We start from the raw sequence: 22,592 nt of genomic DNA on the forward strand, positions 1-22,592 counted from the left end.
TACGGCAGCAGTAGATCCGGCCGGGCACGTTCGTCGATGATCACAGTTTGGTGACCTGCGGGTTCGTCGTCTTGAACGTGGAACGGCCATCACGTGATCATCGTCGTTTGTGGAGACAACTTCAGATCTTGTGATGGCCGCTGGGGTGAGCGTAGACCCTGCGGTGTGGCGGGCCGAGTGGGAGGGCCTGTGCTCTCGGCTGGCTGGCCGGTTCGCGCGGGCCGAGCCGCGGGAACAGGCTCAGGCGTTCGTGCGGGCGATGCTGGCGCCGGTGAGCACGCGTTCGTGCTGGCAGCTGGCCGAAGCGGCCGGGGACGACACGCCGGACAGGATGCAGCGCCTGCTCGGGCGGGCGGTCTGGGACCACGACGGGGTACGCGATGACCTGCGGGCGTGGGTCGCGGCGCAGTTGGGCGGGGGCGGGATCGGGATCATCGACGAGACCGCCGACGCGAAGAAGGGTGTGTAATGCCGATATCGGCATTAGGTGCCTTATGCCGAGCACGCGGTAATGCCGCAGTGGGACCGAGGTGCCTTGCAGGACCAGACCCGGCCTTCGTGTGCGTCGGCATAATCAGAGTGTCGTGAGGGGTGGGGAGCGGGTGCCCGTGCCTGGTAACGGCATGTGTGGCACCTGAGGAGGTGTTGCAGCGCAACACGTGCGCTGCGGTTGCGAGGGCGGCGGACGGGGATCCTCCGCGGAAGCAATCGATCAAGCGGCCTCGGTTATGCCGACCCATAAGGGGACGGCTGCGCCGCTCACCTGCAGCGCTTGAGAGACCTCGGCATAACCCACCGCTCGGCATAAGGCACCCGCACGGTGGCCGTGGCCCGACAGTATTCGGGCACGCTCGGGCGGGTCGACTCGTGCCAGGTCGCGGTGTTCCTGGCCTACGCCCAGCCCGGGGCCGGGCACGCCCTGGTCGACCGGGAGATCTACCTGCCGCGCTGCTGGGCCGCCGACCCCGACCGCCGTCGCGACGCCGGGGTGCCCGAGCGGGTGAAGTTCGCGACCAAGCCGCAACTGGCGGCCGTGATGCTCGAACGCGCCCTGGCCGCGGGACTGGACCTGTCCTGGCTGACCGGCGACGAGGTCTACGGCAACGACCCGGTCCTACGCGCCCGGGCGCGGGCCCACCGGCTCGGCTACGTCATGGCGGTCTCGCGCGACACCCGAATGACCCGCCCCGACCACCCGCACCTGACCGTCACCGCGCAGCAGATCGCGACGTTCCTGCCCGAACACGTGTGGGGCCGCTACAGCGCCGGAGCGGGCTCCAAGGGACCGCGCACCTACGACTGGGCCTACGTCAAGATCGCCGAGAGCGAGGCCGACGGGAGCGTGGCCGGCCACCACTGGCTGCTGATCCGCCGCTCGATCACCACCGGCGAACTGGCGTTCTACCGCTGCTGGTCACCGCGGCCGGTCGCTCTCGCGGCGCTGGTGCGCGTCGCGGGCGCCAGATGGGCCATCGAAGAGAGCTTCCAGCAGGCCAAGGGGCAGGTCGGGCTCGACGAGCACCAGGTGCGCACCTGGCGGTCGTGGTACCGGTTCACGACCCTGGCCATGGTCGCGTTCGCGTTCCTGGCCGTCCTGTCGGCCCGCCACCGCCCACCCCGGCCTACGCTACCGCGGCCCGACGACCCGATCGGGCTGTCCGTGCCCGAAACCCGCCGCCTGCTGCACTGGATCATCAAACCTGTCCAGCAATCGATCGATCACGCCCTGGCCTGGACCGCCTGGCGGCTACGCCACCAAGCCCGAGCACGCTTCCACCACTACCGACGGCGCACATCCATCGACCTGCCCAGATAGAGCCGATCTACTGCTGCCGTACTAGACTCGACCGTCATGCCAACCTCTGACCTCTTTTCGGCAATCCTCGCCACGGACCTGGCGATGATGGCTCAACGAAGTTTGCGGGGGTCGGCCGGGCGTCCGAAGGAGACCCCCGACGTGAAGGCGCCCGTGGCTCTCAGTGATCATCTTGTTGTCGAAGCAAGATCGTTCACAAGTGAAGAGCCACGGGCATGGAAGATGCTACGACCCGGCTGCTGGGCCTTGACGGCCTGGCGGTCATTGCGGTCGCCGACGGGCCGCACGGCCCGGTAGTTGACCTGGTCACCGCCGATGAGCGGGCACGGCGGTGCCCCGAGTGCGGGACTGCGGCGCGCCGGTCGAAGGGGCGGCGGGTGACCCGGCCTCGTGACCTGCCCGTGGGCGGGCGCCCGACCAGGTTGCGCTGGTTCAAGCGCCGGTGGCGCTGTGACAAGCCCGGCTGCGCCCGCGCCTCGTTCACCGAGGCCGTGACCGCGGTCCCGGCCCGCAAGCGGCTGACCGGACGGCTGCGCTCGGCGGCCGGCGCCGCGGTCGCCGACGGCGGACGCACGATCATGCAGGCAGCACGCGACCTGGACATGTCATGGCCGGTGGTGGCTGCCGCGTTCACCGCGCACGCCGCCGCGGTCCTGCCGAGCATGTGATGGCGCCGTGGAAACCGGATGGGCTGATGGGAACCCTCTATCGACGTCACGCGCGTCGACTCAAGGGTCTGCCGACATGGCGAATCATTCGTTATGCGGATGATTTCGTCGTACTCGTGCATGGCCGGCAGGCCGACGTGGAGACCCTGCGCGAGGACGTCGCCGACGTGCTGGCACCTTTGGGATTGCGGCTGTCACCAGCCAAGACCCGGGTGGTGCACATGAGCGACGGGTTCGACTTCCTTGGCTTTCACATCCAGTGGAGGCGCAAACGAGGGACGAACCAGTGGTACGTCTACACCTTCATCGCCGACCGGCCCTTGAAGTCGGTGAAGGCGAAGATCCGTGCCCTGACACACAGGACGTCACAGGCGAACATGGGTACCACGCTGACGCGGATCAATCAGATACTGCGCGGCTGGGTCAACTACTTCAGGCACGCGGTATGCAGTCACACCCTCGACCATCTGCGGCACTTCGCGAACTGGCGGGTGATCAGGTGGCTGAGGAAACTCCACCGCTGGCACTGGGGGCAGTTCCGCCGGCACTTCACCACCGCTTCCGGACGGTGGCTGCCGTTGTCGGCAGACGGGGTGACCCTGTTCAATCCGGCATCGGTGTCGGTCACTCGATACCGCTACCGAGGCAACAAGATCCCCAGCCCATGGAAGCGACTGAATCACGCCTGACGGCAGCGACCGTGGAGAGCCCGTTGCGTTGAGAGGCGCACGGCGGGTTCGGAGAGCGGCACGGGGAGACGGAACGGCAGTAATGCCGTCACCGCGCCTCGTGCCGACTCACCCATCCGTAGATCCGCACGGACAGCAGGTTGCTGCCGTTGCGGCTCTTCTCCCGCAGGACGATATACAGCACCTTCAACGCGGCCTGCTCGGTCGGGAAATGACCGCGTCGGCGGGTTGCCTGCCGGAACCGGGAGTTGAGGCTCTCGACCATGTTCATCGAGTAGATGACCTTGCGGACCTCCTGGTCGTAGTCCAGGAACGGGATGAACCGCGGCCACACCTCGCGCCAGGGCCGGATCACCGCGGGGTGCTTGTCACCCCATTTGTCGGCAAACGCCTCCAGTTGGGCCTCGGCCGCGGCCAGGGTGGCCGCGGTGTAGATCGCCCGTAATTCCACAATGAGGTGCTGCCAGTCCCTGCGGCTGGTTAGCGCAGCGTGCCGCGCACCAGGTGGATCACGCACGTCTGGTGGATCGTAGCCGGCCAGGTCGCCTCGATCGCTTCGCTCATGCCCTTGAGCCCGTCGGTGCAGACGATGAACACGTCGGCCACGCCACGGTTGCGCAACTCGGTCAGGTACGACAGCCACTGCTTGGCGCCCTCACCGCCGGTGCCGACCCACAGCCCGAGCACGTCGCGTTCGCCGTCGAGGTTGACCGCGACGTAGACCGGCCGGTTGGCCACCGCACCGTCCCTGATCTTGATCACGATCGCGTCGACGAACGCGAACGGGTACACCCGATCAAGCGGCCGGTTGCGCCAGGCAGGCAGTTCCTCCACGATCGAGTCGGTGACCTTCGAGATCAGGTCACGCGACACCTCGGCGGAGTAGACCTCGGCCAGGTGCGCCTGGATCTCGCCCGCGGTCAGGCCCTTGGGCGTACAGCGACAGGATCGCCTCGTCGAACCCGCCGACCCGACGGGCGTGCTTGGGCACCACCTGCGGCTCGAACGTGCCGGCCCGGTCCCGCGGAACCTTGATCCGCACCGGACCCAGATCGGTGAGCACCGTCTTGGCCGAGTGCCCGTTACGCTCATTGGGCGCACCGCGACCGGCCGGGTCGCCCTTCTCGTGGCCGAGGTGATCGGACAGCTCCGTCTCCAGGGCGGTCTCCAGCCCCCGGCGTGTGATCCCTGCCAGCAGCCCACCCGGACCGACCAGCTTCAACCCGTCGGCCCTGGCCTGCGCCAGCAGCTCCTCGGCCCAGCGCTGCTCCGCCGGCACCGCCACCCCCGACCCGACGACCGGCTCCTCAGCCGTCGCGAGCTCCTGGGTGATCTCTTCCTTCGACATCCGGTGATCCCTTCCGAACCAGGCCCTTGCCTGGTTCAACAGGCCACACCGGACTCACCCACAAGATTAATTACAGGCCCCGTACAACAACCGGCGCTGTGATCAGGGACAGCCATTGCAGGTCCTTGCACGTGGACGTCGGCAGCGCCGTACGGATTGCCGGGTCGCGGTCGGATCGACGTGCTGCCTGGCCCTGCTGAGCTGGTCGCGCTGTGCAGTGAAGCCGAGGTGTCCACCTCGTGACATTGTCTCTTCTGCGCACTGTTCGCAGTGGTGACTACGGGTTTGTCGTTGCTGAACAATTCGATCAACTCCGCCGCAGCCAGCGGCGTTGATCGTGAGGAGCTGCACACGATGTGGTCACCCCTGGGCCGCGCCACCGCCGCCGGCGGTATGGCGGCCGTTCTCATCTTCACCGTGGCCGCCACGGCGCAGCCGACCGCTGCCGCCCCGGCGACCGCGCCCGACCGGACGGCCGCGACCCCGGCAGCCGGCCCGCGGTCGGTCACTCTGATCACCGGTGACCTCGTCACCCTGAGCGATGCTGGCGCGGGTCGGTCAGCCGCCGTGGTGCGCCCCGCCCCGGGCCGGGAACGGATCACCTTCCACACCCTCGAAGTCGACGGGGGCCTGCGAGTACTGCCATCCGATGTCGTGCGGTACGTGTCCTCGGGTGCGCTCGACGTCGACCTGTTCGATGTGGAGGAACTTCTCGCGGCGGGACACGGCGACATCGCCGCGACCGGCCTGCCGCTGATTTTGCGCTATGCCGACAGCAGTGCTGCGAAGCAGGTATGGGCCGGCATCAACGCGGTGCGTGACCTGCCGAGCATCGGCGGGGCCGCGGTGACGGCAGACCGGGAAGGCCTCGCTGCGTTCTGGCGGACCACCGCGCCGGCCGCGGCATCCTCGAACGGTGCACCGGCTCGCGCCACTGCCGGGCAGCTCGGCGGCGGGATCGAGCGGATCTGGCTCGACGGCCGGGTCGAGGCGGCGCTGGACCGCAGCGTCGCGCAGATCGGCGCGCCCGACGCGTGGGCCGCCGGATTCGACGGCAAGGGCGTCGACGTGGCGATCCTGGACACCGGCGTCGACGCCAACCACCCCGACCTGGCCGGCCGGATCGGGCAGGCCCGCAACTTCACCGACAGTCCCGACGCGGTCGACCGGCACGGGCACGGCACGCACGTCGCCGCGACCGTCGGCGGCACCGGCGCGGCCTCCGGTGGCACGCGCAAGGGCGTCGCTCCGGCTGCGAACCTGCTCGTCGGCAAGGTACTCGATGACGGGGGCTCCGGCTCCGAGTCGTGGGTGATCGCGGGCATGGAATGGGCGGTCGAGTCCGGTGCCGAGGTGGTCAACATGAGCCTGGGCGGCTCGGCCACCGACGGCCAGGACCCGATGAGCCTGGCCGTGGACCGGCTGACCGCCGCCAGCGGCACCCTGTTCGTGATCGCCGCCGGAAACGAGGGCAGCGAGTACAGCGTCGGCTCGCCCGGTGCGGCCGCGTCCGCGCTGACCGTCGGGGCCGTGGACCGCGACGACAACCTGGCCGGCTTTTCCAGCCGGGGCCCGCGTGTGGGCGACGAAGGTCTCAAGCCCGAGCTCACCGCCCCAGGTGCCGGCATCATCGCCGCCCGTGCCGCGGGCACGTCGATGGGCACCGTGGTCGACGCGAACTACACGACCGCGTCGGGCACTTCGATGGCCACGCCGCACGTGGCCGGTGCGGCCGCGCTGCTGGCCCAGGCCCACCCAGAATGGAAGGCCGGGCAGCTGAAGAACGCCCTGGTCAGTACCGCTCGCGCCAACGCGTCGCTGACGGTGTACGAGCAGGGCGCGGGCCGGGTCGACCTGACCCGGGCCGTCGCGCAGACTGTGTACGGCACCGCCACCGCCGACTTCGGCCTGATCACGGTCGCACCGGCGGCGCAGGCGTCGGCCCGTACGCTGACGTTCACCAACACCGGCAGCGTCCCCGTCACCCTCGACCTGAGCGTCGACCTGCGCAACGTCGACCGGGCCGTCGCCGAGACCGATGCCCTGACCACCTCAGCGCAGCACGTCACCGTCCCGGCGGGCGGCACCGCCGACGTCGTCGCCACCCTGGACCCGGCCAAGCTGGACCGGGGGCGGCACAGCGGCTTCATCACGGCGATCGGTCCCGGCGGGGTCGCCCTGCGCACTGCGGTCGGCGCCGTTCTGGCCGGACGGACGCACACCGTCACCCTGCGGGCGGTGGATCCGGACGGCAAGCCGACCGGCGTGCCGGTCGTGATGCTGCACAGCGAGAACAGGCGCTCCGACACGATCACCTGGTTCGAGGAAGGCGGCACCACCGGCACGGTCGAGGAGGGCTCCTACCTGCTGCAGGGCCTGATCGAACACGGAGGAGCCCTCGACGAGCAGGTCACCCTCGTCTCCAACCCGGAGCTCATCGTCGACCGAGACATGACCGTGGTGCTGGACGCCCGCAAGGGCACCCCGATCCGCATCGAGACGCCCAAGCCGTCCGAGCAGCAGGCGGTGCTCAGCTACTACGTGCACCGGGTGCACGGCAACGGCCGCTCCGTCAGCCACGGGGTGATGCACTTCAGCAACATCCAGCAGGTGAACGTCACGCCCACGAAGCGAGTCCGGGTGGGCGAGTTCGAGTTCTCGTCCCGCTGGCAACTGGTGGCGCCGATGGTGCAGTCCGGGGTCGACGGCGTGGCCGGCCCGCTCGACATCAACCTGCTGCACCAGTCGCCGGGCTACAGCGGGCCGCGGCGGCTCAAGCTGGTCCGCGCCGGCACCGGGACGCCGGAGGAGCTGGCAGGGGCGCGGGTGCGCGGCGCTGTCGCTCTGGTCGAGGCCGCCACGGACCGCTCCGAGCAGGAGCAGATCGCGGCTGCCGCGGCTGCCGGCGCCACGGCGGTCATCATCGTTCTGCCGGCGGACCGGTCGGCGTGGACCGCCTGGAACCCAGTGGGTGAGCGGGAGCCGATCCCGGCCATGGTGGTCGCGTGGGACGACGGGCAGCGCATGCTGGCCCGCGCCGAGCGACGCGACGCGACGATCGAGCTCACCGTCAACCTGGTGAGTCCCTATCTGTATGACGTGTTCCACGTGGAGAACGGATACGTGCCGCAGCGCATCGTCCACCACGTGACGGCCGCGAACTCGCGGCGCGTGGACACGCGCTACGTGCACAACGGCGGCACGCCGTGGGCCCGCGAGCAGCGGTTCGGGTGGCGGCCGTGGCAGGAGTTCTCCTGGAACGACGGAACTCGTTTCGTGCCGACACCGTCGACACGGGAGGAATGGGTGTCGGCAGGTGACTCCGTGTGGCAGCACCGGGTACACCAAGAGTACGAGCTGCTCAGCACCGGCAGGCTGTTCGGTGGCATCACCGACCTGCCGCGCAGTCACCGGCCGGGTAAGGCGAGGGAGACCTGGTTCGGACCGGTTGTCCGCCCGGCGGCGGCGAGCGGTCTCGTCTCCACCCGGCTCGGTGATGTGCTGTCGCTGCGAGTGCCCGAGTTCGTCGACGCCGAGGGCCACGCCGGAGTGCAGAATTTCGACGACATCGTCACCGCCGGCCTCTGGCGGGACGGGAAGGTCGTCGCGGAGCTTCCCAGTGCTATGACCGACGTCGAAGTGCCGGCCGGATCGGCCGGATACCGGTTGCAGCTCACCACCAAGCGCGCGACGCCGGAATGGGTACGCGCGACCCGCACCGACACGGTGTGGGAATTCCGCTCCGGGACGACGGACAAGGCGCGGGCACTGCCGCTGCTGCAGGTCGACTACCGGGTGCCGACCGACCTGGCCGGTTCGATCGCCGGGCGGGCGCATCACCTCGGCATCGGTCTGCGCCACCAGGCCGGCCTGCCCACGCCGCGGCACACCACGCTGGTCGTGGAGGTGTCGTTCGACGAGGGCAGGAGCTGGCGGGCGGTGCGGGTGACGGGTCGCGGTGACGCGTACACCGCGCACATTCCGGCGGGGACGGGCAATGTCTCGCTGCGTACCCGGGCCACCGACGGCGTGGGCAACACGGTCACCCAGACCGTCGTGCACGCCTACGACCTCCGTTAGCGGGACCGGATGGGCGGCCTCCTGTGCGGAGGGCGCCCATCCGCGTCTTCCTTGCCAGTACGCCCCATCGGGTCTGCGAGTGCGGGGTGCGCGGCGTTGCCCAGTACCGTGCCGGATGCCGGTGCCAGGATCACAGCCACCCGTGGCGGGTGGCATGGTAAGCCAGTCCGTGGCGGTTACTGACACAGGCCAGCGCCATCAGCCGGTCGATCCGCCGTTGCACGGTGCGGCGGCTGACGCCGAGCTGAGATGCGATGGCCTTGTCCGGCACGCCGCCGAGCATGAGGGACAGCACATGCAACTCGGCGTCGTCGGGTGTCTGGGCCGGATGCGGTCCGATCACCAGGCCCGTGCAACGGGATGGCGGCTGCCCAGTACGCGTCGAACAGCGCGGTGACCGCGTTGAGCAGCTCGCTGGGGCCCACCACGGCGGCGGTGGGCTCGCCGCCGTCGGTCTCGCAGACCAGTGGGCAGATCGCGGTGGTGCGGTCCGCGATGGCGATCCGGACCGGCAGATCGGGCAGGATCCGAGCCTTCTGCCCGAGCCGGATGCCGGCGAGTGCGTTGTCCAGGACGCCGGGGACCAGGAGAAACTGCCGATCGTAGATCACTTGGTAGCGTACGCCCCGGCGTAGCGCGTCCAGCTCTGTGGTGTTCTCGCCGCTTGGCAGGACCACCGGGTTCGACCGGCAGAACCACAGCATCTCCTCCCTGGCGTTCTCCTGCAGCTGCTGCAGGCGCTCGCGTAACACCTCGCTACCGACGATCACCTCGACCAGGTGGTCGGCTTGAAACGGCGCACGCCGGCTTGGTATGCGTCCTTCAGCTCGGCGACCAGCTGCCGGGCCTGTTCCAGGGCCTCGTGGCGGCGCATGAGATGATTGCCGAGCGCGACGTCGGGCGGCAGCGGGCGGAACGCGGACTCTTCGCCCGGCTGCGCTGCGGCCGGGCCGCGGGCATGCAACGACCACAACAGCCGGGTGGCTTCGGCCTGCGGGAGACCAGTGAGCTCGGCGAGGTCGTCGGGCCGGGTCCAGTCGAATTTCACCAGGATGCGGTAGGCCTGCTGCTCCAGCGCGGGCAGCAGTTCGAGCGGGTCGGGCATCGTGCGGTGCACCTCCGATGTGCGGATCATGTTGGTATCAGCGAACACACCCGCGCGTTCAACAACATGATCGCGTCCCACCGCGCCCGCGTGGAACGCGTCATCGCCCATCTGGAGAACTGGAAGATCCTTGCCACCGGCTACCGGCGGCTACTTGTCAACTTCCCGGCCACCCTCGCCGCCGTCACCGCACTGGAGATCTACCGGACATCGACAAATGCTCGACCGGTCCATCGACCCCACCCGCCAGATCCATGTGGTCCTGGACAACGGGTCCTCGCACGCGGCCGGCACTAGGTGAAACATCGGCGCGTACTCGTAGTAGCGGGTCGGGGTGCGGGGGACGAACACGACGTTGTGGTGGCCTTTGGCGGCGACCGCGGCGATCTCGGCTGGCAGTTCCCAGTCGTCGAACATGTCTGCCGGTACTGTGCGGCCTCCCACAGCAGGTTCCACTGGATGACGGCGGCGGCCAGGTCACGGCGGCCAGCGGCGGGCAGGGGTATGGCCACGTACTCGGCGGGTTGGGGCTCGGTGGCGCGCAGCACGACCGGGGTGCATCGCTGCGGCCGAGACGTTCCACAGCCGTGGGTAGGTCTCGTCGGCGGCGTCGGCCGGGTCCTGTAGGGCGCTGTCGCGGTGCGCGAATTTGTCTGCCATGTCCTTGTCGCGACACTTGATCTTCATTTCGTTCCGGGTGCGAGCAGACTCTTTTCCACTATTTCTGGCTCGCGGGTGCGGTCGTGGTGGTCGGCGAGGACGATTGCGGTCTGCTGGTCGGCGCGGGCGGTGATGGTCGGCGAGGACGGCGTCGTCGTGGTCGGCCAGCAGGATCGCCGTGTCCGGGCTGTTGTCGGTGAGGATGGCGAGCAGGGTGGTGTCGGCCAGAAGCAGCGCGCACGGGATGATGTACAAAGATCGCGGCCGGGCCGTCAAGTCGCCAAGCCCGCGTCCCATGCTCCCCGATGGGTTCCAGGAGTTCCTGGGGTCGACCGTGAGTGCGCTGACAGGGTGTGCGTCCCCGGATCGCATGGTCGGCTCCGGCTCGCGCCATTGCTGTCAGACAGACCGAATGCGGGGCTCGGCGGCATGACCCAATGCCGCCACGGAACGCCGTCCTCCACGACGACGCCCCCACCAAGGAGACAATCGTGCTTCATACAATCTGCCGGACCCGGTGGTGACCATGGCTTCGGAGGCACTCAAACGCATCGCCCGAGCGCAGCGCAACGAAGCCGGGACCCTGGACCTGTCCGGCCTCGGCCTCGAAACCGTCCCCGCGTCGCTCGCCGAACTGACGCATCTACGCGGGCTCTGGCTGAGCCACAACAGGCTGACCGAGCTGCCGCCGACGCTGGGCCGACTATCCGGGCTGACCGAGCTGCATCTGAACGGCAACCAGCTGATGAGCCTGCCGGAATCGTTCGGCAACCTCACCCGGCTGACCAGGCTCAACCTCATGGCGAATCGGCTTTCCTCGCTGCCTGCCACGCTGGCCGACCTTGCCGACCTCACCTGGCTCTGGCTGCCCAACAATCGGCTGACCAGCCTCCCGGATGCCCTGGGCGACCTGGGGCGGCTGGCCGCCCTGAACCTATGGGGCAACCGGCTGACGACCCTGCCGGAGACGATCGGCCAGCTGGCCGACTTGACCGAACTGTGGCTCAACGAGAACCGCCTCACCCATCTGCCGCCGTCGCTCGGCGACCTCACCCGCCTGCAACGGCTGCTGCTGCGCGGCAATCAGCTCGCGGAGCTCCCCGACCGGGTGGGGAGCCTCGTGCAGCTCACTGAGCTCGACCTGCGCGACAATCAGCTCATCACGCTGCCCGAAGGACTCACCGGACTGGTCGCCTTACATGTGTCCGGCAACCCGGTGGACAGGCTGCCGGCATCGCCGCATCGATCTCCCGACGTGGAGCGGCACCGCTGAGGAGGCCGCCGCACGTTACGGCAGTGCGCGTCACCCACCGGCAGCCAGCAGGGTGCGGAAGGTGACGGAGACGCGGCGGCTGCGGGCAGCCGACACGCCGGGCCGGGATCGCTCTTGCGGGCGGCGATCACGTGCCGCCACACGTATCGGGCCGGACCGATCGTGACTGGCAGACTGCCCGGCGCGATCGGCACTGCGACCTTCGTGCCCTCGCCGGGGTCGGTGTTCCGGTGCCAGTGCGCTTGTTCTGCGAGCGTCAACAGTCCGAGGGCCGGTCGGGCGATACACGGAGTGGGCCTCTGAGTGGAGACCTGTTGTCGTGCTCCATCGCGGCGTTGCGAGGAATTGTCAATACCTGTGGATCGGTGACATCTCGTTCACGTCCTGAGGTTGCTGCCTTCGATGATCAGGCCCGGATGCATGGCTTGAGCGCCGTTGCCGGTGAGGGTGACCCTGGCGGTCCAGCCGTGGGCGAGTTCGTCGAGGGCGACGTGGTATGAAGCGTTTCCGTTCCCGGCACGCGTACGCACGCCACAACGGCACCGCTCCGCTACCGGTGTGGTCCGGCAACCGGCAATGCCACCGACTCAGCCGGGTCGGCAACCGGCAGCTCAACACCGCCATCCACCGGATCGTGATCACCCAGGCCCATTACCACCAGCCTGCCCGCGACTTCCTGCAACGCCGCCGAGCCGACGGAGACACCACCACCGAGTCCCTCCGCGCGCTCAAGCGCCGTCTGTCCGACGTCGTCCACCGGGCACTTCTGGCCGACGCTTGACATAGGAGCAACTGGACGTGACCCGGTCAGCACGAGCGACGGCCGGCCGGCACGGTCCGCCGCCGCACTTGGTGAAGCAGCCCAGGACGGTGTGCTCGCACCTTGGAACAAGGGGGAACGGCATACCGGGTAGGGCGGCGTATCACTTACGGCGATCACCTGCCCGACCGGCACGCCCCACCGCTGTGCGATCGAGGCGACCGGCGTAGTTGAGTAACAGAGGAAGGACGATGGTGAGACGACGAGAAGCGATCACTGCTGCAGCGGCCGCAGCTGGACTCGCAACAGCCGGTGCGCCGGCCGGCGCGCACGCGCATGCCGGTGAATCCGCACCGGGTGGTGCCGCTTACACCTCGATCCATTCGCGCGGTCACCAGGAGTGGATGTGCCTGCCGACCCCGTACGACGGCTCGGGCCCGATGACGAACGTCCTCAAGAACCAAACCTCGTCAGGAGTAGGCTCATGACCGAGATGATCACGGGTCTCGGCATGTCCCCCCTGGAGGCCCTTGTTCTCTTGGGCGCCGTGGCGTTGGTGTTGGCCCGCTGGACCTCGGCCGGCGTCCGCCGGCCGGTCACGCTCGCTGCCGTCGCGCTGGTTCTGCTGCCTGGAGTGGCGTTGGTGGCGCTTGGCCTGCGCTGGCACATGGTGCCGGTCCTCGCCGGCGCGGGGGTCGCGCTCGCCTTCGCAGTCCCCACCTTCTTGGCGCGTCGCGCCGATCGACCGGTCTGGCGAGCACGGTGGTGGCTGGCCGCGCCGGGATCAGTGCTATGCCTCGTTCTGATCGCTTTCGGCCCGGTGACGGCATGGGCCCTTCCCGTCCCGGTTTTCCCTGAGCCCTCCGGCCAGTACTCAGTCGGCACCACCGTGCTGGAGTGGACCGACCCTGACCGTGAGGAGACGGCCACTCCCACACCAAGCGACCACCGCACAGTGGTCGTGCAGCTGTGGTACCCCGCGCATAGGGGCGCTACCGACAAGCACCAAGCGCAGTATCTGGGGCGCACCAGGCCGGAGGCCAGGACCGTCGCCGATGCATTAGCAGGCTATCTCGGGGTGCCGGGATTCCTGCTCGACAATCTCGCGCCAGCCCGTACGCACTCGATGTTCGACATTGCGGCGACACCTGAGGGCGGGCGGTTTCCGGTCGTGTTGTTCTCTCCCGGATTGGGCGGCGTGCGAACGCAGAACACGGCTTGGGCGGAAGAGCTGGCCAGCCGCGGCTACATCGTCGCCGGGCTTGATCATCCCTACGACTCTGCGGCAGTCGTCCTGGCTGACGGCCGTGCCATCCGAACCATGGTCACGGCCACCGGCGACCCGGTCCACTGGACAGCAATCCGTGCCGCCGACCTCAGCTTCGTCCTGACCCAGCTCGACCGCCTCGACAAGGGCGAGCTCCCGAGTCCGCTGACCGGCCGGATCGACATTCACCGGGCTGCCGCGACAGGGCACTCCATCGGCGGAGCCGCAGCGCTGCAAGCAGCCCGCCAGGACACCCGGTTCGCCGCCGTCATCAACCTCGACGGATTCCCCCGCGACCCCGCCAACCAGCCGATCCGACAGCCGATCCTTGCAGTGGCACACCCCGTCGATCCGCAGGAGAACCCGACCTACCTCCCCAGTCTCGACCAGGTCCTCCAGCGCGGCACCTCGCCGAGCTACCTGCTCACCGTCCCGGGTTCAGCGCACCTGACCTTTACCGACGGCCCCCTCTACCTGCCGCCCGTTCCCGCACTGGTCGGTTCCCTCGGCCCCCTGGAAAGCCTGCGTATGACCGTTGACGTCAGTGCGGCATTCCTCGACACCACACTTCGCGACAAGCCCGACAACCTCAGCGCACGGCTGTCGGCCCACGGCCAGCTCAAAACCTACCGCCGGCCGTGATGCCACAACCTGTCACGGATTGTCGGGCGGTAGCCTCCCCGCCGATGCGAAGGGGGCTCGTCCAGCGGCGCCCCGTTTCGCGCGGCGATCGTGACCTCGGCGAAGGAGCCCGTTTACTGGAGGATCGCCTCTGCGGCCTCCGGCGTGAGGCTTCGAGTGGATCTTGCCGGGCGGTTTGCAGCGGGTTCTTGCCTGACCGTTGCCACGCCGCTGGCGCCATCGAGCCCTGACAGCAGGAGCGACTCGGTCAGGAACTGGACCCGGATCTGCCCCCGGGTGGCGCCCAGCGCGCGGCGCAGCCCGATCTCGGCCCGCCGCTCCAGCACCGAGATCACCATGGTGTTGGCCATGCCGACTCGCCGACAAGCAGCGCGACCATGCCCAGTCCGAGCAGGGTGCCGCTGAGTGTCGCATCGGCGGCCTGCTTCGCGGCGAGCGCGTCGGAGGGCCGCGAACAGTATTCAAACGGAGTTGACATCGATCAGATGATCGGCCGCGGACTGGCCGTGCTCTGCAGCCACTCCGCCCCGGTGGGGACAATGTTGGTGAAGCGCAGCAGGGCACAGTTTGGGGTTGTGCTCGCACTCGTCCAGCATGCCCTCACTCGACATCAGCGGCCTTATTCTCACCACGGACCGCGGGCTCGGCAAGTACCCAGCTTCAGCCGGTCACTGCCATGATCCGCGGTTGAGTCCTCCTTCCACACTCATCCAACGCGTCGTGGCGTACACCCGTTCTCGTCGACGATCAGGCCGCCCGCCACGGTGCTCAGCCGCGCCGTCCCATAGCTGCGCAGGTCGTCTCGAACAGGTTCGCGTCCCCCGCCGCGCTGGCGGGCTTCGTTTGGCGACCCGTTAGCACGATGCCTTGGTAACCCTGCTTTCTGATCTCCCCGAACAGCCCGTCGCTGGTGAGGTCGACGGCACCGCCGACCGCTGCAATCCACGGCTTGAGGCCGTAGCGCGCGAACAACCCCCTGACTCGGCGGCGCGATCGGGGCAGGGAACGAATTGGAACGTTCAGCTCTGGGAGACGGAACAGAGGAGATACGAGATCATGAGAAGGCTACGCAGCCTTGCCCGGTTCGGCAGGTGGCCAGGCAGATACATGGCATGTGCGTTGTCGGTCGGGGTGATGTTGGGCGCCGGCGGCGGCACGGCGAGTGCTGCACGGGGCGCGGATGGCGCTGCCGCGGTCGCCGTAGAGGCAGACACCACCTATATCGTCACTCTCCACGACAGCGCCTCAGTGCGATCCGTGGGGGTTGAGGGAACAGCGAAGGCTCTGGCGACGAAGTTCGGCGGCAAGGTCGGTTACGTTTACAGCCGTGTGTTGCAGGGCTTCTCGGTGAAACTGAACGCGGCGAGCGTCGCGCAGATGTCGGGAGACCCGGCCGTGAAGTCGGTGTTCGTCGCAGGTCAGGCGAGTGTCGCCGATACCCAGGAGAATCCCACCTGGGGGCTCGATCGGATCGACCAGCGAAATCGGCCGCTGAGCGGCTCGTACACGTGGCACGAGCCCGGGCCCGGCATCGAGCCGAAGGTCTACGTGATCGACACCGGGGTGCGCCTAAGTCACAGTGAGTTCGGCAACCGGGCGTTCAGCGTCTGGGACTTCCTCAACAACGATCCCGTGGCCGAGGACTGCCACGGCCACGGTACACACGTGGCCGGGACGATCGCGGGCCTCAAGTACGGCGTCAACAAACGGGCGAGAATCGGCGCCCTCCGCGTGTTCGACTGTTCGGGGTACGGGCCGATGGAAGCCATCGTGGCGGCTTACGAGTGGGTGGCCGTCAACGCAGCTAAGCCTGCGGTGCTCAACGCCAGCATTCAGATCTACTGCGGTGCCACCGAGCCGGTAGTCAACTGCCAGGCGAAGACCATGGCGCTCAGCGCCGCTACCCAGGGCGTCATCAACGCCGGTGTCCCTGTCGTCACCGCCGTCGGAAACCTCGCCGTGGACGCGTGTACCGCGCTTAACGCGGGCGTCCGGGAAGCGATCGCGGTCGGTGCCTCGGACGTCAACGACAATATGGCCGGTTTCTCCAACCACGGGCCGTGTGTCGACATCATGGCTCCTGGGGTGGGGATTGTCTCGGCCTTCCACACAGGAGACAATCAGACCGCGACGATGAGCGGCTCGTCGATGGCCGCGCCGCACGTGGCAGGTGCTGTTTCGCTGATCCTCCAGCGTGACGGCTGGACGAACGCCACCCCGCAACAGATCGAGGCAGAGATCAAGAACATGGCGAGCGGGGTCGTGACCTCTCCGCCGCTGACCACCAACAAGCTACTGTTCACCGATCCGCCTTCGCCGTCCGGCGGCTCCTCGGTGGCGGTGGCGAAGCACGCGGATGGCCGGCTCGACGTGTTCGGCGTCAACAGGCACGGCAACCTGTTCCATGCACCTGAGGCGAACCCGGGCTCGGGTGTGTGGAGCCCGTGGTCGCAGTCTCGTGAGGCCGGCTGGCGTTCGACGGCCGCGGAGGCGAACCAGGACGGGCGGATCGAACTGGTCGGGGTGATGCAGAACGAGCAGATCTGGCGTCGACGGCAGGCGAAGACCAACATCGACTTCTGGCAGCCGTGGGGGCGGCTCGACGGAGCGCTGACGTCGGTCGCAATGGCACGTAACAGTGACGGACGTCTGGAGATGTTCGGTGCGAACGCCGCCGGCGAGACGTTCCTCCGATATCAGACCGGGGCAGGTTCGAACACGTGGTCGGCGTGGGCACAAATGGGACTGGTGAACGTCCGCGCGATCGCGGCCGAAAGCCACCAGTCGAACGGCCGGATCGAGGTGTTCGCGGTGAAGACCAGCGGCGATATCTGGCACCGCTATCAGAGTAGTCCATCGGGCCTGTGGTCGGCTTGGAAGCAGCTCGACGGGGGCCTGAAGGTGAAATACGTCGCGGCAGCGCGCTCCAGCACCGGGGAGCTGATGCTGATCGCTGTGAGCCCGGAGGGCCGGGTCTGGACACGTTCCCAGAGCCCGGGCGTCGACATCTGGAACGGATGGGTGCCGCTCGACACCAGGGTGATGCGACAGGTAGCGGCCGAGACCGACGCTCAGGGCAGGGTGAACATCTTCGGCGTCGAACCCTCAGGCGAGTTGTGGCACTGCCGGCAGACCGCGCCGGGCTCCAACTCGATCACGCCGTGGACGGCCATGCACATGAACCTCCGGCCGTGATGTCGACGCCGCCGTTCACGAAGGTTGAGGTCACTGACGACCTCGGGGTCGTGCACTGCGCGGATGTTGCTTCGGTGGCGCGGCGAGAAGTCAGGTTTGGCGCACCCGACAGACATCGCGGCGCTGATCCCTTCACGCCGTGGGTGTTCATCGACGGGATCCTGCGGCCCTGACCTCGCGGGGTCACCCCTTCGCCTGACGGGGTGACCCTGATGTTGCCGGCTTGGCACCGTGTCGGGATGGCGGCCCGGACGGCGTGGCGTTTCCGCTGTATCGGCTGTCCGCGATCCTGGCGCGCCAGGGCAGAGGTGACGTTCCGAGCCCCATCGCTCCACCATAGGGCTCTCGGTTCAGAACCCGGTGCTGGATGGAGCAGGACGTCTGCGGACCGCGACACCAGGCTCGACCGCACAGGCGGCGGGCAGCAGGCGGCATACCACTTCGCCTGCCGTTCCTGGCATGTGGAACCTGCTGGAACGCCGCTCTGCCTGCGGGCTGCGGCAACGGGTGGAGAAGCAGGCGCTGGTGCAGCCGCTGCGTTCAGCCCGCGTCGTATTGTCCAGGAAAGGGGAGGATTATCGTGAAAAGACCGGTCGTCCGGACTGCGGCTAGCATGGCTGCAATCGCCGGATTGACTCTCGGGGTCGTCGTGGCTGGCGCCAGTCCTGCCCAGGCCCTCACGCTGGAAGAAGCAGGGAAGGTGATCGAGTACGCGCAGAAGGCCTACGAGATCTACAAGGGCCTCCAAGGTGGTCCTACCGAGCTGGAGCTTGCGACGGAAAGGGTCCTGGACGCGGTCGCCGACGCGAGGGATGCGATCATCAGCGAAGTCGATGGGATCGGCGCCGCCGATGTGCGGGCGTGCACGAATTCCGCGGTCGCCGACGTGGAGAACCTTCCCGTCATGTCCACCACGTTGCTGGAAAGCTTCGCCACCAACGCGACACTCTGCACCAATCTGGCGGCGCAGTACATCAATGCGTTTTCTGACAGGTCGGCAGTCAACGACGTGGCATTCGCGATGAACACCGTGGGCCCGCTCGCGCTGATCGCCAGAAGCCGCCTCAACCTGTCGAGCGCGACCCTGACGAGTCAGATCGCCGCCGCGAACTCGGCCAACATCCAGCGTCTCACCCCGGCCTGCACGGCGACTCCGGTCAGCGAGGGCGGCCGCATCCGGGAGTACCGGCAGCGCTGCGTCGCCTTCCACGGAGAGGAGGTGCGCTATGTGACGATCTCCCAAGCCACCAACTTTACCGCGGCGATCACGAAGCTGATGGCGATCACGAGCCATGCACAGTCCGTCGCGGTGCTGCCGGTGCTGAACCGACCGGCGTCGGCACGGCAGATAGACGTGCTGTGGGGCAAGGCCGACCGTAGCCAGTCCTTGATCTGGCGGGTCAACGAAGTCGGGCAGGTTCCGGTGACCAAGAGCACGTCCTCCGTGCATGGAGGACAGGTCATCGCAGCCGGTGACTTCAATGGCGATGGACACGGCGACGTCCTGACACGCGCCGCCGACCATGGCATCTGGGTCACCTACCTCCGTGACGGCAGTGTGGTCGGGGCACCGGCGTTCCAGCACACGATGGTCGGTGCGGTAGTGGGCGGAGTCGGGGACTTCGACGGCGACAAGTCGGCCGACGTGCTGTGGCGGCTTTCCGGCGGCCAGCTCCAAATCTGGTTCTCGGGGACCAAGGACCGGGTCGCCACGCCCAGCCGCGACAACCTGGGCGCGCCGCTGGACGCGGCCTGGCAGATCAAAGGTGCCGGCGACTTCAACGGCAACGGACGTGCCGACATCCTGCTAAGACATTCCAACGGTCAGACCGCGATCTGGTACATGTCCGGCGCCCTTCATGTCGGCACGATCACGCCCGGAACCACCGATGAGATGGGCGTCTGGCAGATCGCCGGCGTCGGTGATTTCGATGCCGACGGGCACGCCGACACTCTCTGGCTGTCGGTCAACGGTGAGATGGGCATCTCCCGCAAGGGTCATGTCAACCTCTTCCCGGCTACACCCGGCGGGCCGATCCCGGCGGCGATGAAGGTCAAGGCGGTCGCCGACGTCAACAGAGACGGCCACTCGGACATCGTCTGGCAGCACGAGACGACCAAGCAGGTCTACATCTGGTTCATGATCAATGGCGTCTACGTCAGCCAGTCGAACCCGGGCCACGGCGACAATGTCTGGCAGTTGGAGGCAGTGCTCACCCGGCCGCCCGGTCCGGCGGTCTAGCGAGGCCGCCGGTGCGCCACGCCGTTACGGCGGCCTCGTGAGCAGGGACCGCAGGCAGCAAAGCCTGCGGTCCCTGCGCGGCGCGGTCCCGGCGACTCGGGCCATCGCTGCTGATCCTTCGCCTTACATCCTCACGGACGTGTCTCGCGGGCAACGAACCTCGTTCGATGAGCGGGCCGGGCCCTCGGAGACCCAGACAACCCCACCGACCATTGCATCGGTCAACGTATTCAGTTGGTCGCGTCTGCGCATCAGGGCTTCGTGCGGAGTCTTCGTGCCATCGACGCAATCCGGCGGTGGAACACGGTGGAACGCAGGTGAGCGAGATATGTCCATCTGACGCGGGAGCCATTCTGTGAGCCTAAGTCGTCGTAAACTCCTTTTGGCTGGCGGCCTCGGTGCCGTGGCAGCAGCCGCTGATCCGCTCGGCCTGGTCCGCGGTGGCGGCAACGCCGCTTACGCCGTCGAGCCCCCCTACAAGACCACTCTGGAGCAGACGCTCCTGATCGACGGAACAAGCGGCCCCTTCAAGACGATCGTGCTTGGGCCGGGAGAGCCGCACATTCTGCGTTCGGACGTCCTCGAAGGGCTCACCAAGGCTCCGGTCGAGCGCCCGCTGATCGCCTTTGCGCAGATGAGCGACATGCAGATCGTCGACGACCAGTCGCCCATGCGTGTCGAGTGGCTTGACGAATACGCCAACCAGGGGGCGCCTCACTTCGGCTCCTACCCCACGAAGGCTGCCTACCGGGCACAGGAGATGCTGTCGACCCAGTTGACGGACTCGATCTGCCGGGCGATCCGGCGCGTCGGCAAGGGCCCCAAGACACAGCTGCCGCTCAGGTTCACGATCGTGACCGGCGACATGATCGACAACGCGCAGTACAACGAGCTGCGGTGGTACATCGACCTCCTCGACGGCAATCTCGTGCGCCCGGATTCGGGAGATCTCGGCAACGACGAGAGCGTGGGCGGCGGAGCCTTCGGCGCGCTCGACGTGCGGTACTGGCATCCTGATCAGAAGGCCTACCAGGAGCAGGAGGGGCGACTCGACCGGTACTTCCAGGCCGGCTACCCCAATGTGCCCAACCTGCCGTCGGCGGCGCGGCGGCAGTTCGACGCCACGGGCCTCGGCATGCCCTGGTATGCGGCGTACGGCAACCACGATGCACTGGTGCAAGGCAATGCCCCGGCCCACATGCCCATCTTCGGCGACGACATGCGGGAACTCGCTGTCGGCGCCTTCAAGCCGTCCGACTTCGGGGAGCCGCTGCCCCCCGTCCTCGATTCGGATCCCGCGTGGTACGACCCGGACAACATGGAGTTTCTGTGGAGCTTGACCAGCGGCTTCGCCGGCCGTGACGTCACAGCTGACCCGTCGCGGTTCCTGCTGACCAAGACGCGTTGGATAGCCGAGCACTTCAACACGACCGGTACACCGGCCGGGCATGGTTTCACCTCGGGCAGCAACAAGGCATATTACGAGATTCCCGCACAGCCGAACGACCTGTTCAGGTTCATCTGCCTCGACTCGACCCGAACCGACATGGTCGGCCCCCGTGGCGCCATCAGCGATACCCAGTATGGGTGGTTGTATGAGCGGCTCAAGGCATACAGCTCGCACTACATCGATATCCACTACCCGGTTTCCGACGGCGGCGCCCCGCCTCCGGAGTTCATACACAAGTACCACGATGTCGAGGACAAGCTCATCGTCATCTACTGTCACCACCCGCTGTCGTCGATGACCAACACCACCAGCCTGCCCGGGCAGGAGCGTTACTGGGGCGGTGACCACCTCCGGAGACTGCTCCTGTGTTTTCCGAACGTGGTGCTGATGGTCGACGGGCACAAGCACAGCAACAACATCTGGCCGCACGCGCGGACGCCGGAATTCGGAACACCGGGCGGCTTCTGGGAGGTGAACACCGCCTCGCACATCGACTGGCCGATCCAGAGCCGCATCATCGAGATGACCGAAGGGGCGGGAGTTCTGTCGATCTACACGACGATGGTCGACGCTGATGCTCCTCTCAACTACAACGGAGACACCAGCACCCCCAGGGCGCTCGCGGCACTCGGCCGCCAAGTGGCCGCCAACGAGCTCCAAGGCGTCGGCGACCACCAGTCCAAGTTCATCCACCGCAACACGCAGCTGCTGCTTTCGATGCCGTTCTCGATGCTGAAGCTCGCCGCTAATTCGTACGGCGTCAGTGTGCCCGTCCTGCGCGGCACGCAGTGGTTCTCCGACTCGAACACGGCTGTGGTCAGGGGGCAGGGCCCGTTCACCTGGACCTTCACCAACCTGCCTCCCGGCCTCACGTGGACACCCGCAGGTATCATTTCGGGCACCTTCACCCAAGCCGGCACCTACCTGGTGGGGTTCACGGTCACCGACAACTACGGCCACTCGTTCGCCAACAGTTTCACGTTCAAGGTCAACATCGCCGTGCCGGACGTTCGTGGCAAGACACGGGCGACCGCGACCACCGCCATCCAAGCGGTTGGGCTCCCACTCGGCCCCATCCGCACCGTTCCGGTCGGCGAGTACTTCGACAGCAACAAGGTGGCACAGCAGATTCCGGCCGCTGGGACTGCTGTGCAACCCGGCACTGCTGTGGACCTGTACCTCGGGGTCTGGGACGGCAGCCGCAAATAGCTCGTGATCGTTAAGGATCGGCGATCGGCACAGCGTGCCGCGATCGGGGCGGGTGATCCGGTGGAAGGTGGTCACCCGCCCCCGCCGTTCGGCGATGTTACGAACATGCCCCTACGTCGTGACTTTGGCAGCGAGAGCCCCGTCGACAGCGCTGACCGCATGCCCCTGTGCCCGCAACATACCGGAGG

17 protein-coding genes and 3 pseudogenes are annotated in these 22,592 nt (G+C 67.7%); 12 read left to right on the forward strand and 8 right to left on the reverse strand.

Features of this window, described 5'->3' with window-relative positions; genetic code table 11:
- Window positions 1–133: 133 nt before the first annotated feature.
- The 4 genes and pseudogenes from ACFQO7_RS31870 to ACFQO7_RS31885 all read left to right on the forward strand — a co-directional run bounded on the left by ACFQO7_RS31870 (window position 134) and on the right by ACFQO7_RS31885 (window position 3,173).
- Window positions 134–469 carry a transposase gene (locus tag ACFQO7_RS31870; protein WP_376809856.1) on the forward strand — a complete coding sequence of 112 codons (336 nt, stop codon included), beginning with the start codon at window positions 134–136 and terminating at the stop codon, window positions 467–469.
- Window positions 470–820: 351 nt separating this feature from the next.
- Entirely contained in the window at window positions 821–1,816 is a 996-nt protein-coding gene (locus tag ACFQO7_RS31875; RefSeq protein ID WP_376809857.1) for an IS701 family transposase, read from the forward strand.
- Between the two features lie 215 nt (window positions 1,817–2,031).
- Window positions 2,032–2,478, forward strand: a pseudogene (locus ACFQO7_RS31880) (transposase family protein); the annotation flags it as partial.
- A gap of 32 nt (window positions 2,479–2,510) precedes the next feature.
- Window positions 2,511–3,173, forward strand: coding sequence for a group II intron maturase-specific domain-containing protein (locus ACFQO7_RS31885; RefSeq protein ID WP_376809859.1), 663 nt, complete (start codon window positions 2,511–2,513; stop codon window positions 3,171–3,173).
- An 88-nt stretch (window positions 3,174–3,261) separates the two neighbouring features.
- Here ACFQO7_RS31885 and ACFQO7_RS31890 read toward each other — a convergent pair.
- A pseudogene (locus ACFQO7_RS31890) lies at window positions 3,262–4,046 on the reverse strand (IS256 family transposase).
- Window positions 4,036–4,521, reverse strand: a complete 486-nt coding sequence (locus tag ACFQO7_RS31895) for a transposase (protein ID WP_376809860.1) — start codon at window positions 4,519–4,521, stop codon at window positions 4,036–4,038. Before ACFQO7_RS31895 ends, ACFQO7_RS31890 begins: the two are co-directional and overlap by 11 nt.
- A 354-nt stretch (window positions 4,522–4,875) precedes the next feature.
- Here ACFQO7_RS31895 and ACFQO7_RS31900 point away from each other — a divergent pair, with 354 nt between their 5' ends.
- The gene (locus ACFQO7_RS31900; RefSeq protein ID WP_376809861.1) at window positions 4,876–8,601 is read left to right on the forward strand and encodes a S8 family serine peptidase; all 3,726 of its coding nucleotides are present in this window, start codon (window positions 4,876–4,878) and stop codon (window positions 8,599–8,601) included.
- 130 nt (window positions 8,602–8,731) lie between these two features.
- On the opposite strand, the gene ACFQO7_RS31905 is transcribed toward ACFQO7_RS31900, so the two are convergent.
- From ACFQO7_RS31905 to ACFQO7_RS31920, 4 genes are all read right to left on the reverse strand, one after another.
- Window positions 8,732–8,884 carry a helix-turn-helix domain-containing protein gene (locus ACFQO7_RS31905; protein WP_376809905.1) on the reverse strand — a complete coding sequence of 51 codons (153 nt, stop codon included), beginning with the start codon at window positions 8,882–8,884 and terminating at the stop codon, window positions 8,732–8,734.
- Between the two features lie 483 nt (window positions 8,885–9,367).
- The gene (locus ACFQO7_RS31910; RefSeq protein ID WP_376809862.1) at window positions 9,368–9,817 is read right to left on the reverse strand and encodes a helix-turn-helix domain-containing protein; all 450 of its coding nucleotides are present in this window, start codon (window positions 9,815–9,817) and stop codon (window positions 9,368–9,370) included.
- Window positions 9,818–9,856: 39 nt separating this feature from the next.
- Window positions 9,857–10,123, reverse strand: a complete 267-nt coding sequence (locus tag ACFQO7_RS31915; RefSeq protein WP_376809863.1) for a hypothetical protein — start codon at window positions 10,121–10,123, stop codon at window positions 9,857–9,859.
- A 60-nt stretch (window positions 10,124–10,183) separates the two neighbouring features.
- Entirely contained in the window at window positions 10,184–10,621 is a 438-nt protein-coding gene (locus tag ACFQO7_RS31920; protein WP_376809864.1) for a hypothetical protein, read from the reverse strand.
- Window positions 10,622–10,892: 271 nt separating this feature from the next.
- Here ACFQO7_RS31920 and ACFQO7_RS31925 point away from each other — a divergent pair, with 271 nt between their 5' ends.
- The 3 genes from ACFQO7_RS31925 (at window position 10,893) to ACFQO7_RS31935 (ending at window position 14,308) form a co-directional block, all read left to right on the forward strand.
- Complete coding sequence (locus tag ACFQO7_RS31925; protein ID WP_376809906.1) at window positions 10,893–11,639, forward strand: leucine-rich repeat domain-containing protein; 747 nt, start codon at window positions 10,893–10,895, stop codon at window positions 11,637–11,639.
- Window positions 11,640–12,135: 496 nt separating this feature from the next.
- Window positions 12,136–12,420, forward strand: a complete 285-nt coding sequence (locus tag ACFQO7_RS31930) for a transposase (protein ID WP_376809865.1) — start codon at window positions 12,136–12,138, stop codon at window positions 12,418–12,420.
- A 463-nt stretch (window positions 12,421–12,883) separates the two neighbouring features.
- Window positions 12,884–14,308: an alpha/beta hydrolase family protein gene (locus tag ACFQO7_RS31935; protein WP_376809866.1), complete on the forward strand. Its 1,425-nt coding sequence runs from the start codon at window positions 12,884–12,886 to the stop codon at window positions 14,306–14,308.
- A 203-nt stretch (window positions 14,309–14,511) separates the two neighbouring features.
- On the opposite strand, the pseudogene ACFQO7_RS31940 reads toward ACFQO7_RS31935, so the two are convergent.
- Both ACFQO7_RS31940 and ACFQO7_RS31945 read right to left on the reverse strand, forming a co-directional pair.
- Window positions 14,512–14,762: pseudogene (locus ACFQO7_RS31940) on the reverse strand (ABC transporter permease); the annotation flags it as partial.
- A 314-nt stretch (window positions 14,763–15,076) separates the two neighbouring features.
- The gene (locus ACFQO7_RS31945; RefSeq protein WP_376809867.1) at window positions 15,077–15,280 is read right to left on the reverse strand and encodes a hypothetical protein; all 204 of its coding nucleotides are present in this window, start codon (window positions 15,278–15,280) and stop codon (window positions 15,077–15,079) included.
- Window positions 15,281–15,415: 135 nt separating this feature from the next.
- On the opposite strand from ACFQO7_RS31945, the gene ACFQO7_RS31950 reads away from it, so the two are divergent.
- The 4 genes from ACFQO7_RS31950 to ACFQO7_RS31965 all read left to right on the forward strand — a co-directional run bounded on the left by ACFQO7_RS31950 (window position 15,416) and on the right by ACFQO7_RS31965 (window position 22,404).
- On the forward strand, window positions 15,416–17,503 hold the full coding sequence (locus tag ACFQO7_RS31950; RefSeq protein ID WP_376809868.1) for a S8 family serine peptidase: 2,088 nt from the start codon (window positions 15,416–15,418) through the stop codon (window positions 17,501–17,503).
- A 459-nt stretch (window positions 17,504–17,962) separates the two neighbouring features.
- Window positions 17,963–18,115 carry a hypothetical protein gene (locus ACFQO7_RS31955; protein ID WP_376809869.1) on the forward strand — a complete coding sequence of 51 codons (153 nt, stop codon included), beginning with the start codon at window positions 17,963–17,965 and terminating at the stop codon, window positions 18,113–18,115.
- Window position 18,116: 1 nt separating this feature from the next.
- Window positions 18,117–19,745, forward strand: coding sequence for an FG-GAP repeat domain-containing protein (locus ACFQO7_RS31960; protein WP_376809870.1), 1,629 nt, complete (start codon window positions 18,117–18,119; stop codon window positions 19,743–19,745).
- A 355-nt stretch (window positions 19,746–20,100) separates the two neighbouring features.
- Entirely contained in the window at window positions 20,101–22,404 is a 2,304-nt protein-coding gene (locus tag ACFQO7_RS31965; RefSeq protein ID WP_376809871.1) for a TIGR03767 family metallophosphoesterase, read from the forward strand.
- Window positions 22,405–22,592: the final 188 nt, after the last annotated feature.

The organism is Catellatospora aurea (assembly GCF_042663325.1).
In the GTDB taxonomy this organism is placed as follows: Bacteria; Actinomycetota; Actinomycetes; order Mycobacteriales; family Micromonosporaceae; genus Catellatospora; species Catellatospora aurea.

Bases quoted from the DNA above. Each gene is read 5' to 3' on its own strand.
- ACFQO7_RS31870 (WP_376809856.1), top strand. From the start codon at position 134: ATGGCCGCTGGGGTGAGCGTAGACCCTGCGGTGTGGCGGGCCGAGTGG.
- ACFQO7_RS31885 (WP_376809859.1), top strand. From the start codon at position 2,511: ATGGGAACCCTCTATCGACGTCACGCGCGTCGACTCAAGGGTCTGCCG.
- ACFQO7_RS31895 (WP_376809860.1), bottom strand. From the start codon at position 4,521: ATGTCGAAGGAAGAGATCACCCAGGAGCTCGCGACGGCTGAGGAGCCG.
- ACFQO7_RS31900 (WP_376809861.1), top strand. From the start codon at position 4,876: ATGTGGTCACCCCTGGGCCGCGCCACCGCCGCCGGCGGTATGGCGGCC.
- ACFQO7_RS31905 (WP_376809905.1), bottom strand. From the start codon at position 8,884: ATGCTCGGCGGCGTGCCGGACAAGGCCATCGCATCTCAGCTCGGCGTC.
- ACFQO7_RS31910 (WP_376809862.1), bottom strand. From the start codon at position 9,817: ATGGGCGATGACGCGTTCCACGCGGGCGCGGTGGGACGCGATCATGTT.
- ACFQO7_RS31915 (WP_376809863.1), bottom strand. From the start codon at position 10,123: ATGTTCGACGACTGGGAACTGCCAGCCGAGATCGCCGCGGTCGCCGCC.
- ACFQO7_RS31925 (WP_376809906.1), top strand. From the start codon at position 10,893: ATGGCTTCGGAGGCACTCAAACGCATCGCCCGAGCGCAGCGCAACGAA.
- ACFQO7_RS31930 (WP_376809865.1), top strand. From the start codon at position 12,136: ATGAAGCGTTTCCGTTCCCGGCACGCGTACGCACGCCACAACGGCACC.
- ACFQO7_RS31935 (WP_376809866.1), top strand. From the start codon at position 12,884: ATGACCGAGATGATCACGGGTCTCGGCATGTCCCCCCTGGAGGCCCTT.
- ACFQO7_RS31950 (WP_376809868.1), top strand. From the start codon at position 15,416: ATGGCATGTGCGTTGTCGGTCGGGGTGATGTTGGGCGCCGGCGGCGGC.
- ACFQO7_RS31955 (WP_376809869.1), top strand. From the start codon at position 17,963: ATGTGGAACCTGCTGGAACGCCGCTCTGCCTGCGGGCTGCGGCAACGG.
- ACFQO7_RS31960 (WP_376809870.1), top strand. From the start codon at position 18,117: ATGGCTGCAATCGCCGGATTGACTCTCGGGGTCGTCGTGGCTGGCGCC.